Raw genomic sequence first — 13,940 nt, 5'->3', positions numbered from 1 at the left:
TGGGGCGCCATGGCCTTTCTTTTTCGGAGATTGCCGTGCAAGACTTTCTGAAATCAGTTGCTAAGGTGATGGGGTTGGTATCGACCCTGGCTCTTTGGCTCGCAGGCTTGGGCCTGGTTTTGATGACGACCATCGTCTTTGCGCAAGTGTTTGTTCGCTATGTGTTGAATGACTCGATTGTCTGGAGCGAACCACTTGCTGTTATTCTCATGGGCTGGTTCATCTTTTTGGGTGCTGCCGTCGGAATTCGTGAGGGCAACCACCTCAGTTTTGACGTGCTCATTCTGTTTATCCCTGAAAAACTCAAGAACCTGTTCTTCAGTTTGTCTGACATCGTGGTTGTTGCATTTGGTTTCGGCATGACTTGGTACGGGTCAGAGCTGATGCTTGCCGGATGGCACATCAAGATTCCATCGCTGGGGTTCAGTGATGCTGTTAACTTCATGCCGCTGGTTGGCGGTGGAGTGCTGATGATGCTCTTCTCGCTCGAGCGTCTGGCGCGTCGCGCGGCCGGTCTTCCAACCGCTCGTTTTGCAGAAACAAGTATCGAGGACTAATGCAATGGAAATTTGGGTACTATTTGGCACATTCGTTGTGCTGCTTCTTATCGGAACGCCCGTTGCCTTCTGTCTCGGTGTCGCTTCTTTTGCAACCATCATCTATCTCGGCATTCCGCCGGTGGTGGTGTTTCAGCGTTTGAATTCGGGCGTCTCGGTTTTTGCCCTGATGGCTATCCCCTTCTTCATTTTTGCCGGTGAACTGATGGTTCGAGGCGATATTGCGCGAAGGCTTGTCGGTCTTGCCGGTGGTATGGTTGGTCATATACGTGGTGGTCTGGGACAGGTGAATATCATGGCTTCTGTCATGTTCGGCGGGATCTCGGGATCTGCTGCGGCTGACGCGACCGCGATCGGTGGCATCATGATTCCTCAGATGAGAGAACGTGGCTACGATGTGTCCTATGCCGTCAACGTGACCGTGCTTGCTGCGCTGATCGCCCTGATGCTGCCCCCTTCCCACAACCTGATCATTTACTCGATCTCTGCCGGTGGCAAGTTGTCGATTGCCGACCTGTTCACGGCTGGTATCCTGCCTGGTCTGTTGCTGGCGCTTGCCTTGATGATCGTTGCCTACTGGGTTGCTAAAAGACGCAATTATCCCACTGTGCCATTTGCCGGCTGGGGAGCACTTGGTGGCATGTTCATCAATGCTTTTCCCGGTATCATGCTTATCGCCATCATTTTCGGTGGTGTGCGTTCCGGTGTCTTCACCGCTTCGGAAAGCTCCTGTATCGCTGCTGTCTATGCCATTCTCGTAACGGTGCTTGGCTATAGAACAATGGGTTGGAAGGAGTTTGTCGGGGCGACCTTCGCGGCGGTTCGTACCACGGCGATGGTGCTTCTGGTGATTGGCTGTGCAGCAGCCTTTGGCTGGCTGCTTGCCTTCTTGCGTATTCCGACAGCTCTGGTAGAAATCCTCAAGCATATCTCGGACAACCCGCTTGTCATCCTGTTGCTGATCAACCTGATGCTCCTGATGCTCGGTACGTTCATGGATATGTCACCTCTGATCGTTATCACCACACCAATCTTCCTGCCTGTGGCCACCGCCTTCGGTGTTGATCCTATCCATTTTGGTGTGATCCTGATCCTCAACCTGGGTATCGGTCTTTGCACGCCTCCGGTTGGAACAGTGCTGTTTGTGGGATGTGCGGTCGGCAAGATACCGGTTTGGGAAGTCATTCGGACCATCTGGCCCTTCTATGGGGCGGCGTTCGTCGTGTTGATGATGGTCACCTATATCCCATTCCTTTCACTCTGGCTTCCAAGCCTGTTCCATTAGGAGATCGTAATGTATGTAAAGTCATTTCCCGTTGTTGGTGAAGACACCGTCAACCCCAGACAAGTTCTGGCTGACAGCCCGGAGCTTATGGTAGTGGCTTTCCATTTCAAAGAGGAGGGCGCTGAAGGCGCTCTCCATAGTCATCCTCACGTCCAGTCGACTTATGTCAAGGCGGGACGTTTCCGTTTCACGATCGGTGAGGATCATTTTGAAGTCGGCCCCGGTGACAGTTTCGTCATCCCCTCCCAGGCGGTGCATGGCTGTGTCTGTCTTGAGCCCGGTACGCTCATCGACTGTTTCACCCCTCGCCGTGACGACTTTCTTTAACTCAAAGCATCTTTTCGATGGGGCCATTTGAGCCCCACCGGAAAGGTTCCCCTCTAATGAAGCGTTTATGTACCCAATGGGCGAAGACGTTATTACCAACAAGGATTATGTATAATGCTTACAGTCAAAACTGTTCATGCAGTTAATGCTGAACATACCAAAGGCATGGATACCCAGGCCCTGCGTGATCATTTCCTGTCCGAAGGTCTTTTTTCCGAAGGTGAAATTCGCCTGACCTATACCCACTATGATCGCTTCATCGTTGGCGGCGCCGTGCCCAATGGCGGCAGCCTGGTTCTTGACGAAGTCAAAGAGTGCGGAACACCGAGCATTCTTGACCGCCGTGAAATGGGCATCGTGAATGTTGGCGATTCCGGTAGCGTGGCTTGTGGCGGCGTTGAGTATGCGCTTGATCACGGCGATGTTCTCTATCTGCCAAAAGGCGCTGGTGCCGTGACCTTTGCTGGCATGGGGCGTTTTTACATCACCTCTGCTCCTGCTCACAAAGAGCTGGAAGCCAAGCTGATCAAAATCGAAAATGCCAACAGCGTTCACATGGGCTCTCCGGAAACATCCAACGAACGTACCATCTATCAGTTCATTCACCCGCTGGTCATGGAATCCTGCCAGTTGATTCTGGGTTACACCAAGCTGCATGACGGTTCCGTCTGGAACACCATGCCTGCTCATATCCATGATCGTCGCATGGAAGCCTATTGCTATTTCGACATGGATAAAGACACCCGCGTCATGCACTTCATGGGTGAGCCAAACGAAACCCGCCATCTGGTCATCAAGAATGAAGAAGTTGTCGTTTCCCCACCATGGTCGATCCATGCTGGCGCTGGCGTTGGCAGCTACACATTCATCTGGGCTATGGCTGGTGACAATGTCGATTACACCGACATGGATTTCATCGCCATGGAAGACCTGCGCTAAGGCAGTCCGGATTTCAGAACAAGAGAGTTGGCCAGCCATGGCCAACTCTTCTCAATTGGGGATGCAAGGATTTCTCCGGTTGAGATTTCGCTGACAGAGGAAGGTGTTCTTCTCTTTCGTCTTCGTCATCGAGAGCGGCAGGCTCGAGGCGGTTAAAGCGTTTTAAAAATAAGCGGTTACGGCGTCTGATGAATGATTATCAGCGTAACGCCAAGACAAGAAACTCGGTTTGTTTAGTGAAAGAATTGCCTGGGCCATGCGGGTTCAGGACGTGTTTGTTATGCCCTTTTGTCGCCAAACTTGACCCTTTCGGGGCGGCTTTGGCACCTGTTTCGGGATTGGATCATGAGAGAAGGCTGGCGTTGGTATGGTTCGTTTGACCGCATCTCCTTTTCGGAGATTGCGCAAACCGGCGCGTCTGAAATCGTGACTGCCTTGCACGAGATACCCTATGGTCAGGTCTGGCCGCTGGAGACAATTGCCAAGATGCGAAAAAGCATCGAGCTGGCGGGGTTTCGCTGGAGTGTTGTCGAGAGCTTGCCGGTACATGACGATATCAAAAGGGGTGAGGGGAATCTCTCTGCGCTTTTTGCCAACTACCGCCAGTCTATTGCCAATCTGGCGGCCGAAGGCCTCAAGGTCATTTGCTATAATTTCATGCCGCTGCTTGACTGGACCCGCACGGATCTCAAAGCACCGGTCGAGGGTGGGGGGACTTGCCTGCGCTTTGATGCTGCACGCATGGCAGCGCTGGAAGTCTATATGCTCAACCGACCGGGAGCAGAGGCAGATTACTGTGGCGATGCGCTGGAGCGGGGCCGCGTCTGGTACGAACTTTCCGATGACAACAAACGCGACCGGCTGATGAAGTCGGTCATGGCAGGGTTGCCCGGTGCTTATGATCGCTACGATTTGCCACAACTGCGTGAAGCGCTAAAGCGCTATGAAGGGATTGACCGAGATGTCTTGTGTCAGAATTTCAAGCGCTTTTTGGAGGAGGTCGTTCCCACGGCAGAAGAGCATGGGGTTATGCTGGCCATTCACCCCGATGATCCGCCCAGAAATATTCTCGGGCTACCTCGCATTGTCTCGACAGAGGCGGATATTGCCTGGATCCTGTCAGCTTGTGATTGCGTTGCCAATGGGTTGACCTTCTGTTCAGGCTCGCTTGGGGCGCAGCCATTCAATGACGTGCCGCAGATTGCCGAGCGCTTTGCGGACCGGATACATTTCGCGCATTTGCGAAATGTCTGCAAATTCGCGGATGGCTCTTTCGAAGAGGCTCCGCATTTGGGGGGAGATACCAACATGGCTCTGCTGATAGCCATTCTGCTGGGCGAAGAGGCGCGACGCAGAGAACAGGGCAGAGCCGACGCTGATATCATTTTCCGGCCAGATCATGGCCATGAGTTGCTCGATGATGTCACTCGCGAGACCCATCCTGGCTATTCGCTGGTTGGACGGATGCGGGGATTGGCTGAACTTCGAGGGGTGATTGCCGGAATTTCACACGAAAGGGCCTATTTATGACCAAGCCAGCTCCAATTATCCTGAACCCAGCTGACACAATTGCGATTTTGCCTGCCGGTGCCAAGGCGGGTGATGATCCGCTTGGCCTGGGTGCTTCTCTCTCATCCAACGTCTTTCCCGGTCACAAGGTTGCGCGGAAGGATCACAAAAAGGGAGATGCAATCATCAAGTTCGGGCAGATCATTGGCCGTGCGACTGCGGACATTGCGGCAGGTGATCATGTTCATTCTCACAATTGCGCCTTCTCCGAGCATGGCCAGGATTATGAAGTTGGCTGCGATCTGGAAGCGGCCAAGGCAGCGATCCCTCAAATGGAAGGGCGCAGCTTCATGGGGTATCGGCGCAGCAATGGGCGGGTCGGAACGCGAAACTATATCGCACTTCTGGCAACGGTGAACTGCTCTGCGACCGTCATCAAGCATGCGACGCAAGAGCTTTTGGCGTCTGGCGTTCTTGATGACTATGAAAATGTCGATGGCATTGTGGGGCTCACCCATGGTACGGGCTGTGGCATGAGCGGCAAGAAAAGCTTTGAGGTGCTGGAACGCGTTCTCTGGGGTTATGCAACCCATCCCAATGTCGGCGCGACAGTCTTTGTCGGCCTCGGTTGCGAAATGATGGAAATGGCGCGTATGCAGTCGCGTTTTGATGCGGACAACCAGAACACGCTTGATCATTTCAACAGCCTCGCCATTCAGGAAGTCGGAGGTACCCGCAAGACAATTGATGCAATCAAGGCCAAAGTACTGGCGTTGCTGCCTGAAGTGAACAAGGCGCAACGCGAACCGTGCCCGGCATCGGAGCTGAAAATTGCCCTGCAATGTGGCGGTTCTGACGGTTTCTCCGGTATTACCGCAAACCCGGCCCTTGGCAAGACGGCCGATATGCTGGCTGGTCTTGGTGCATCGGCAATCCTGTCTGAAACGCCGGAGATCTACGGTGCCGAGCAATTGTTGCTGCGTCGTGCTGCCAATCAGGAGATTGCGGACAAGCTGATTTCCCAGATCAAGTGGTGGGAGCATTATGTTGATGTCAATGACGGAAGTCTCGACAACAATCCAAGCCCGGGCAACAAGGCAGGCGGCTTGACCACCATTCTTGAGAAATCACTCGGTGCAACGGCAAAATCCGGCTCCACTCCTTTGACCGCCGTTTATGATTATGGCGAACAGGTTACCGAACCCGGCTTTGTCTATATGGATACTCCGGGGTATGACCCGGTTTGTGCAACCGGACAGATTGCAGGCGGTGCGCATATGGTTGTCTTTACGACAGGGCGTGGGTCTGCCTTCGGCTCCAAGCCTGCGCCAACCATCAAGATTGCCACCAATGACAGGCTGTTTGAAACCATGCCTGACGACATGGATATCAACTGTGGTGATGTCTTGTCCAAGGGTGTTTCTCTGGAAGACAAGGGACGGGAAATTCTCGAACAGATTTTGGCAGTCGCCTCGGGCGAGAAAACCAAATCCGAGCTTCTTGGCCTCGGTGAATATGAATTTGTGCCTTGGCAGATCGGTGCGGTGATGTAAGACCATCCGTCGCCGTTTCGGTCACGCAGCAAGCACAGACTATAAGTTAAAACAAAAGGATAGATTTCAAATGCAACGGGTGAATGAGAGCAATCTTGCCGGTCGTCCGCGTCCGAGTGAACGGATCATCCAGTTTGGTGAGGGCAACTTCCTGCGCGCCTTCATGGACTGGAAAGTTGATCGCATGAATGAAGACTGCGGTAGCGATTATGGCGTTGTTATTGTCCGTCCTATCGATGGAGGGGTTCCGATTTCCCTCAATGATAGCGATGGTGTTTATACCGTGCTTTCCCGCGGTGTTGGACCGGATGGAAGTGCGGTTTCCGATGCGCGGCTGATTTCGGCGGTTCGCCGGGAACTGAACGCTGTGACACAGTGGGAAGAGGTGCTTGGGCTCGCACGGAATGCCGATTTCGTGGCCTTCATCTCCAACACCACCGAAGCCGGTATCGTTTACAATGGCGATTGCAAGGCGGACGATCTGCCTCCTGCTTCCTATCCTGCCAAAGTAACCCGTATGCTGCTAGAACGCTTCAACAGCTGCGGTGGGGTTGAGGCTCCGGGTTTCCACTTCCTGCCTTGCGAACTGATTGATCACAATGCGGACGAGTTGGAACGCATCGTTCATCTGCATGCCAAGGACTGGGATTTGGGAGACGCGTTCATTGGCTGGCTCAGCGACAAAAACGCCTTCTACAACACACTGGTTGACCGGATTGTTCCGGGCTATCCTCGCGATGAAGTTGAAAGCATCGAAGCCGAGCTAGGCTATCATGATCCTCTCATGGTTACTGCCGAGCTGTTCCATTTCCTCGTCATCGAGAAACGTGAAGGTCAGCCTGATCTCGTTCTGCCTATGGCCGAAAAAGACACCGGCACGCTGATCGTTCCGAATGCCGATGGCTACAAGGAACGCAAAGTGGCTATCCTGAACGGTGCCCATACCGGTCTGTGCCCTCTGGCATTGCTGTCCGGCACGGTTTCGGTGAAAGAGGCCATGGATAATGAAGCGGCATCCAAATTTCTCGACACCATGCTGAATGAGGAAATCATTCCGTATCTGTCGCTGCCTCGTGAAGAGCTGGCTGAATTCAGCGCCGAAGTTCTGCGCCGGTTTGCCAACCCGTTCATCCTGCATCGCTGGTACGACATTTCACTCAACGGTCTGGCCAAGTTCCATACCCGCAACCTGCCTCGCTTTGAAAGCGCAATGGCTGCGACAGGAACGCCCCCGCGCTGCATGAGCCTGTCTCTTGCTGCCTGGCTTGCCTTCTATACCGGCGATTTTGCTGCCAGTGGTGATCTGCCCCCTCGTGATGCGGCAGACATCATCGATCTGATGGCTGAAATCGGTGCGGTCAAGGATGGACAGGGCGTTGCTGCCATGGTTTCCGCCTATCTATCAAACGAAACACTTTGGGGCAAGAATCTGGCGAGTGACGATCTCGTCGCTGCCGTTTCCCAAGCCTATGAATTCCTGACCGTCGAACCGTTTTCTCTGGATCGTCTGGTTCAATGGATTGAAGCATAACCCTGTTAAATGGAGTTGAAATTATGAAAGAACAATTTGATCTTACGGGTAAAATTGCCGTTGTAACCGGCTGTGACACTGGCCTCGGGCAGGGCATGGCTGTTGGTCTTGCCAAAGCCGGGTGTGATATTGCTGCTGTCAATATCGTTGAGCCATCCGAGACCAAAGCCATCATCGAAGGTCTGGGCCGTAAATTCCTCGACATCCGCGCCAACCTGATGAAAATGGACGATATTCCAGACATCGTTGCCAAGACCGTTGCTGAATATGGCCGTATCGATATTCTGGTCAACAATGCTGGTATCATTCGCCGCGAAGACGCAATCGAGTTCTCCGAGCAGAACTGGGACGATGTGATGAACATCAACATCAAAGCCGTATTCTTCCTCAGCCAGGCTGTTGCAAAACAGTTCCTTGCTCAGGGTGAAGGTGGCAAGATCGTCAATATCGCATCCATGCTGTCCTTCCAGGGCGGTATCCGCGTTCCTTCCTACACCGCCTCCAAATCCGGTGTCATGGGCATCACTCGCCTTCTGGCCAACGAATGGGCAAAACATGGTGTGAACGTGAACGCCATTGCACCGGGCTACATGGATACCAACAACACCGCCGCTCTGCTGGCTGACCCGGTACGCAGCAAGGAGATCCTTGATCGTATTCCTGCTGACCGTTGGGGCAAACCTGAAGATCTGGCCGGTCCTGTTGTCTTCCTTTGCTCGCCTGCTTCTTCCTATATCAACGGCTACACCATTGCTGTTGATGGCGGCTGGTTGGCTCGCTAAGGCTGATCTTGAAAAGTCTTTTGACTTTTTGCAGAAAAGAGTCGCGAATGCTTGAACTTTAGTCTAGTTCTTTTCGCGAAATTCTACTTCGGTTAAGGCCGCATACATTGGCGGCCTTAACAAAGGAAAATGAATCTGGCGATGCTCCTATTCGAGTTTCGCTGCAAATTCAATGAGACAAGGCGTTATTTGATCATCGGGTTGGTAGCTGATGAATTGAAAGCGCTCTGGGAGGCCGGGAGCAGTTCCGGCGCTTGACTATGACGAATGCTGTCAAAATCGCCTGTATTGGCGAGTGCATGATCGAACTGGCTCCCGCCGGGAACGGCTTGTTCAAACAAGGGTTCGCTGGTGATACCTTTAATACGGCGGCATATTTGTCCCGGCAATATTCCCCTGACATCGAAGTTTCCTATGTCACCGGTCTTGGCAAGGATCCGATGAGTGACGGAATTCGCAAGGCTTTGGAAGCTGAAGATATCAGGACCGACTCGATTACCATGGTTGAGGATAAAAATCCGGGCCTGTACATGATCGAGAATGATGACACTGGCGAACGCTTCTTTACATATTGGCGCAATGATGCTGCTGCCAAGAAGATGTTTGCCGGATGGTCCATCGAGAAAATTGCAGAGCTGCTTGGCCAGTTTGATGTGATCTATTTTTCAGGGATCACGCTGGCCATCCTTGATGAGGCACAGCGCACGGCCCTGTTTGAAGCGATTGCCCAGCTCAAGGGAAAGGTGAAGGTCGGGTTCGACCCGAATTACCGTCCCAAATTGTGGCCTGATTCCGACATTTGCCGCGCGGCTTTCGAGCGTGCTGCTTCTCTTTGTGATTTTGCGCTGGTGACCGCTGACGACCATGTGGCGCTTTGGGGCGAAGCAGATGGCATGGCTATCGCGAAACAGTGGAAGGGCTATGGCGCCCGTGAAGTCGTGGTCAAGGAGGGGGCGTCAAGCTGCATTCTTCTGACCGATGATGATGTCAAGAATGTGCCACCTGCTGCCAAGCTCAAACCCAAGGATACGACCGGTGCTGGCGATTCCTTCGCCGCAGGCTATCTGGGCAAGCGCGCGCTTGGAGGAAGTCAAGAAGAGGCCGCCAAAACGGCCCATGGCGTTGCCGGTCAGGTGATTATGCATCCGGGCGCCATTATCGATAAATCTGTTTGGACCCGAGTTAAATAAAGGATCGATCATGCGTGAGTTGGTTTCCAGCATCTGCAAGGGTGTGAAAGTCATTCCTGTCGTTGTTATTGAAGATGTTGCGGACGCCGTGCCGTTGGCACGATGCCTGGTGGAGAGCGGCCTGCCGGCTGTTGAATTTACCCTGCGCACGGAAGCTGCCCTTGACGGCATCAAGGCGGTGGCTGCCGAGGTGAAGGATTGCATTATCGGTGTGGGATCCATCCGCACGCCCGAGCATCTCAAGGCCTCTATCGAGGCAGGTGGTCATTTTGGTGTGTCTCCGGGCACAACCGAGACCCTGCGCAATGCTCTCAAAGAATGCGATTGGCCGTTTCTTCCCGGTACCGCAACTATTAGTGAAATGCTGACCATGCAAGAAGCGGGTTTTTCGGAAATGAAAATGTTCCCTGCAAGCATTGTCGGTGGAGTTGGCATGTTGAAGGCGGTGGCAGGTCCTGCCGCAGATATTCGCATCTGCCCAACCGGTGGCGTCAAGCCAGACAATGCTGAGGAATATCTCGCCCAGAAAAACTGCTTTGCGGTTGGTGGTACGTGGATTGCGCCTCTGGCGGATGTGAATGCCAAGAATTGGGATGTTATTGCTGAACGCGCCAAGGCTGCAAGCCTGCTCGGAAAGTAGGAGGGCAAGGTTCCCAATCATCCGTTTTGATCAAGCCGCTCGGGACATGGTTCCGAGCGGTTTTTTTTGTGCGTTCATTTGCAAAATCCAAGGGTTGTGAAGACTTTACTCTTCTCGTTAAAGACGCCGAAAGGACTTGCTCCGAGTTATTTTGAGTGATAAAATAATAATTTGGCCGCGGCAATTTCTTGAATGTCACATATTCATTTAGGGGACAATTTCGCCCCATTTGTGCATATTTTTCGTTTGTTTTTCTCTGGTTTCGTCTGGAATGATCGTTGAGATCGCGTCTGATGTGACGCTCAAATATGGGTAATTTGCTAACTGTTTAACCTGATTGTTGCGATAGTTGGCGTTCGCTCCAACCGGTGGATCTTCCGCTTCTGGAGCCTCTAATTCTCGTCTAGCTATCTGAAAAAGCAAGGATATCTCTTGTTTGATGCCCTGGGTTCGGTTTGTATCAAAATATTGGGTGGTTTGCAGCTGTCATAAGGTTGGTTGGTGACCGTTAATGATGGTGGGTTTCGTTATACTTTAGGATGCTTGACTTTATGGACTTTTCTGATGGAGCGCGCGCGTGATCATGCGGTTGGACAATTTCAGATAAGAAAAGCATGATCATCCATATTTTTGACTAAAAGCCGTCTTTGCAGTTATCTCGTTTATGTGGAATAACTATATTCGGAGGATTGAAGATGGCTTAGGTCGCCACTGGTGGCTTGAGTTGGGGAGGTGATCTGGTGCTTGCGCATCGGAAACGGGTTTTTGTACCCATTTAAACGCCATTGGCGTGTAAGTCTGCTCTCCCCAATTCATTGCTGATTTTCAAATGGCATCATCTTTGATCCATTCGATTTGCGCCTCGCGCCAAGGTGAGCGCAATATTTTGCACTTTTGTGTATTCAAGCAAGGGAGGACAACATGCTTGGACTTGGTAAACTCATCAACACAGTGACTATGGGGGCTATGGCTCTGGCGCTCGGTGCGTCTGTTGCTGCAACTCCATCTGTTGCTGCTGACAAAGGTTTTGTTGGTATCGCTATGCCTACTCAGTCATCCGCACGCTGGATTACTGATGGTCACAGCATGAAAGACCAGTTTGAAGCCGCTGGCTACACAACTGACCTGCAATATGCAGAAGACGACATTGCTAACCAGCTTCGTCAGATCGAAACCATGATCCTGAAAGGCGTTAATGTTCTTGTTATCGCATCCATCGATGGCACGACCCTTTCCGGCGCACTGGAACTCGCAGCTGAAAACGGCATCAAAGTGATCGCTTATGACCGCTTGATCCGTGATTCCGGTAATGTTGACTATTACGCAACCTTCGATAACTTCCAGGTTGGCGTTCAGCAGGCTTCCAGTCTGGTTGCTGGTCTGAAAGAACGCTTCCCGGATGCAAAACCATGGAATGTTGAACTCTTCGGTGGTTCTCCGGACGACAACAACGCCTATTTCTTCTATAACGGCGCAATGTCTGTTCTCCAGCCTATGATCGATGCTGGCGAAGTTGCAGTTCCTTCCGAACAGTTCGGCATGGACAAAGTTGGTACCCTGCGTTGGGACGGTGCTGTTGCACAGGCACGCATGGATAACCTGCTTTCCGCTTTCTACACCGACAAAACCGTACACGGCGTGTTGGCTCCGTATGACGGTCTGTCCATTGGTATCCTGTCCTCGCTCAAAGGCGTTGGCTACGGTTCTGGCGACATGAAAATGCCAATCGTGACCGGTCAGGACGCAGAAGTTCAGTCAATCAAATCCATTCTGGCTGGCGAACAGTATTCTACCATCTTTAAAGACACCCGTGAGCTTGCTCGCGTGACTGTCGGCATGGTGAATGCTCTGCTCGAAGGTGGCGAACCTGAAATCAACGATACCAAAACCTATGACAACGGTGTCAAAGTGGTTCCTTCCTATCTGCTCAAACCGGTTCCCGTCGATTCTTCCAACTGGGAAGAAATCGTGATCGGTAGCGGTTACTACACAATGGATCAGGTCAAGTAAGGTCCTCCCGAAGGAGGGCGGTGGAGTTCTTTCACCCCCTCCAATCGTTCCAAAAGAACAAAAACGAGACTGTTTGCTTGAGGCTGACATGAACACCATCTTAGAAATGCGAGGAATCACCAAGACCTTTCCAGGTGTAAAGGCCTTGAGTGATGTGAACCTGACGGTTGGCGAGGGTGAAATTCATGCCTTGGTCGGTGAAAATGGCGCTGGCAAGTCTACGCTGATGAAGGTTCTCTCCGGCGTATATCCCTATGGTACTTATGAAGGGGATATCGTCTATAATGGAGAGGTCCAGAAATATGCTACCATCTCCGACAGTGAAGAAAAGGGCATCATCATCATTCACCAGGAGCTGGCTCTGGTTCCGCTTCTGTCAATTGCCGAAAATATCTTTCTTGGCAACGAGCGTGCCAAGAATGGCGTGATCAACTGGCCTGTTGCGCACTCCGAAGCCGAAATGCTGCTCAAGATTGTCGGGCTGGACAAGCCGACCGGCACGCTGGTGACCAACCTTGGTACCGGCCAGCAGCAATTGGTCGAGATTGCCAAGGCCCTGTCCAAGGAAGTGAAGCTGCTTATCCTTGATGAGCCGACCTCTTCCCTGAACGAACAGGACAGCGCTGCGCTCTTGGAGTTGCTGCTTGAATTCAAGGCCAAGGGTATTTCCTCGATCCTGATTTCCCACAAGCTCAACGAGGTTGTGAAAGTTGCGGACAAGATCACCGTGCTGCGTGACGGCCAGACCGTCAGTACGCTCGATTGTGACAAGTCCGAGGAAATGGAAAACAGGATCATCAAGGATATGGTCGGGCGTGAGCTGACCAACCGCTTCCCACAACGGACTCCGAATATCAGCGATATGTTGCTCGAGGTGAAGGGCTGGAATGTCTATCATCAGGTGCATGCAGATCGCCATTTGATCCGTGATGTCAATTTCAATGTGCGCGCAGGCGAGATCGTCGGTATTTCCGGCTTGATGGGCGCCGGGCGAACTGAACTTGCCATGAGCCTTTTTGGGCGTGCCTACGGCCAGAAAATCTCAGGGGAAGTTGAGCTGCGTGGCCAACCGATTGATGTCAGCACGATCAACAAGGCCGTTGCAAACGGTCTGGCCTATGTAACCGAAGACCGAAAGGAATATGGGCTGGTGCTGGAAAACAGCATCAAGGTCAATACAACGCTTTCCAATCTTGAAGGTGTTTCCAAGGGGATCGTCATCGATGACAATGCCGAAACCCGCGTTGGTCTCGAATATAAGCAGAAACTGAATACCAAATGCTCTGGCTTGATGCAGCAGGTGGTCAACCTGTCTGGCGGCAACCAGCAAAAGGTCGTTTTGAGTAAATGGCTGTTCGCAAACCCGGATGTGCTTATCCTTGATGAGCCGACGCGCGGTATCGATGTGAATGCCAAATATGAGATCTACACGATCATCAACCAGCTTGCCCAAGAGGGTAAGGGCATTATTTTCATCTCTTCGGAATTGCCAGAACTGCTGGGCATGACAGATCGAATCTATGTCATGAATGAGGGCAGAATGGTTGGCGAAATGCCGACGAAGGACGCTTCGCAAGAAAAAATCATGCGGATGATCATCAAGGACAAAGGCTGAAA

12 protein-coding genes are annotated in these 13,940 nt (G+C 52.2%); all 12 read left to right on the top strand.

The genetic code is table 11. The features are described from left to right. The first annotated feature begins 35 nt into the window (after positions 1 to 35). Positions 36 to 557: a TRAP transporter small permease gene (locus tag ACHZB8_RS11365; protein ID WP_316860424.1), complete on the top strand. Its 522-nt coding sequence runs from the start codon at positions 36 to 38 to the stop codon at positions 555 to 557. A gap of 4 nt (positions 558 to 561) precedes the next feature. Next, the gene (locus ACHZB8_RS11360) at positions 562 to 1,842 is read left to right on the top strand and encodes a TRAP transporter large permease (protein ID WP_316860422.1); all 1,281 of its coding nucleotides are present in this window, start codon (positions 562 to 564) and stop codon (positions 1,840 to 1,842) included. A gap of 9 nt (positions 1,843 to 1,851) precedes the next feature. Continuing rightward, positions 1,852 to 2,169 (top strand): cupin domain-containing protein, encoded by a 318-nt coding sequence (locus ACHZB8_RS11355; RefSeq protein ID WP_316860420.1) that lies wholly within the window; start codon positions 1,852 to 1,854, stop codon positions 2,167 to 2,169. 114 nt (positions 2,170 to 2,283) lie between these two features. After that, entirely contained in the window at positions 2,284 to 3,108 is an 825-nt protein-coding gene (gene kduI / locus ACHZB8_RS11350) for a 5-dehydro-4-deoxy-D-glucuronate isomerase (protein ID WP_316860418.1), read from the top strand. 345 nt (positions 3,109 to 3,453) lie between these two features. After that, a complete protein-coding gene (uxuA, locus tag ACHZB8_RS11345; protein ID WP_316860416.1) occupies positions 3,454 to 4,638 on the top strand; it encodes a mannonate dehydratase in 1,185 nt (394 codons plus the stop codon). Then, a complete protein-coding gene (locus ACHZB8_RS11340; RefSeq protein ID WP_316860413.1) occupies positions 4,635 to 6,170 on the top strand; it encodes an altronate dehydratase family protein in 1,536 nt (511 codons plus the stop codon). Before uxuA ends, ACHZB8_RS11340 begins: the two co-directional genes overlap by 4 nt. A 70-nt stretch (positions 6,171 to 6,240) precedes the next feature. Then, positions 6,241 to 7,701 (top strand): tagaturonate reductase, encoded by a 1,461-nt coding sequence (locus ACHZB8_RS11335; RefSeq protein WP_316860412.1) that lies wholly within the window; start codon positions 6,241 to 6,243, stop codon positions 7,699 to 7,701. A gap of 23 nt (positions 7,702 to 7,724) precedes the next feature. Next, the gene (kduD, locus tag ACHZB8_RS11330; RefSeq protein WP_316860410.1) at positions 7,725 to 8,483 is read left to right on the top strand and encodes a 2-dehydro-3-deoxy-D-gluconate 5-dehydrogenase KduD; all 759 of its coding nucleotides are present in this window, start codon (positions 7,725 to 7,727) and stop codon (positions 8,481 to 8,483) included. 260 nt (positions 8,484 to 8,743) lie between these two features. Then, on the top strand, positions 8,744 to 9,673 hold the full coding sequence (locus ACHZB8_RS11325; protein WP_316860408.1) for a sugar kinase: 930 nt from the start codon (positions 8,744 to 8,746) through the stop codon (positions 9,671 to 9,673). 10 nt (positions 9,674 to 9,683) lie between these two features. Further along, positions 9,684 to 10,313, top strand: a complete 630-nt coding sequence (gene eda, locus ACHZB8_RS11320) for a bifunctional 4-hydroxy-2-oxoglutarate aldolase/2-dehydro-3-deoxy-phosphogluconate aldolase (protein WP_316860406.1) — start codon at positions 9,684 to 9,686, stop codon at positions 10,311 to 10,313. A 957-nt stretch (positions 10,314 to 11,270) separates the two neighbouring features. Then, positions 11,271 to 12,323: a multiple monosaccharide ABC transporter substrate-binding protein gene (gene chvE / locus ACHZB8_RS11315; protein WP_316860764.1), complete on the top strand. Its 1,053-nt coding sequence runs from the start codon at positions 11,271 to 11,273 to the stop codon at positions 12,321 to 12,323. A gap of 88 nt (positions 12,324 to 12,411) precedes the next feature. Next, on the top strand, positions 12,412 to 13,938 hold the full coding sequence (gene mmsA, locus ACHZB8_RS11310; protein WP_316860404.1) for a multiple monosaccharide ABC transporter ATP-binding protein: 1,527 nt from the start codon (positions 12,412 to 12,414) through the stop codon (positions 13,936 to 13,938). Positions 13,939 to 13,940 lie beyond the last annotated feature (2 nt).

It is taken from the genome of uncultured Cohaesibacter sp. (assembly GCF_963556055.3).
In the GTDB taxonomy this organism is placed as follows: Bacteria; Pseudomonadota; Alphaproteobacteria; order Rhizobiales; family Cohaesibacteraceae; genus Cohaesibacter.
The sequence above is the reverse complement of the archived record's forward strand: the minus strand, read 5'-3'. Positions and strand labels throughout refer to the sequence as shown.

Bases quoted from the DNA above. Each gene is read 5' to 3' on its own strand.
- ACHZB8_RS11360 (WP_316860422.1), top strand. From the start codon at position 562: ATGGAAATTTGGGTACTATTTGGCACATTCGTTGTGCTGCTTCTTATC.
- ACHZB8_RS11355 (WP_316860420.1), top strand. From the start codon at position 1,852: ATGTATGTAAAGTCATTTCCCGTTGTTGGTGAAGACACCGTCAACCCC.
- kduI (WP_316860418.1), top strand. From the start codon at position 2,284: ATGCTTACAGTCAAAACTGTTCATGCAGTTAATGCTGAACATACCAAA.
- uxuA (WP_316860416.1), top strand. From the start codon at position 3,454: ATGAGAGAAGGCTGGCGTTGGTATGGTTCGTTTGACCGCATCTCCTTT.
- ACHZB8_RS11340 (WP_316860413.1), top strand. From the start codon at position 4,635: ATGACCAAGCCAGCTCCAATTATCCTGAACCCAGCTGACACAATTGCG.
- ACHZB8_RS11335 (WP_316860412.1), top strand. From the start codon at position 6,241: ATGCAACGGGTGAATGAGAGCAATCTTGCCGGTCGTCCGCGTCCGAGT.
- kduD (WP_316860410.1), top strand. From the start codon at position 7,725: ATGAAAGAACAATTTGATCTTACGGGTAAAATTGCCGTTGTAACCGGC.
- ACHZB8_RS11325 (WP_316860408.1), top strand. From the start codon at position 8,744: ATGACGAATGCTGTCAAAATCGCCTGTATTGGCGAGTGCATGATCGAA.
- eda (WP_316860406.1), top strand. From the start codon at position 9,684: ATGCGTGAGTTGGTTTCCAGCATCTGCAAGGGTGTGAAAGTCATTCCT.
- chvE (WP_316860764.1), top strand. From the start codon at position 11,271: ATGGGGGCTATGGCTCTGGCGCTCGGTGCGTCTGTTGCTGCAACTCCA.
- mmsA (WP_316860404.1), top strand. From the start codon at position 12,412: ATGAACACCATCTTAGAAATGCGAGGAATCACCAAGACCTTTCCAGGT.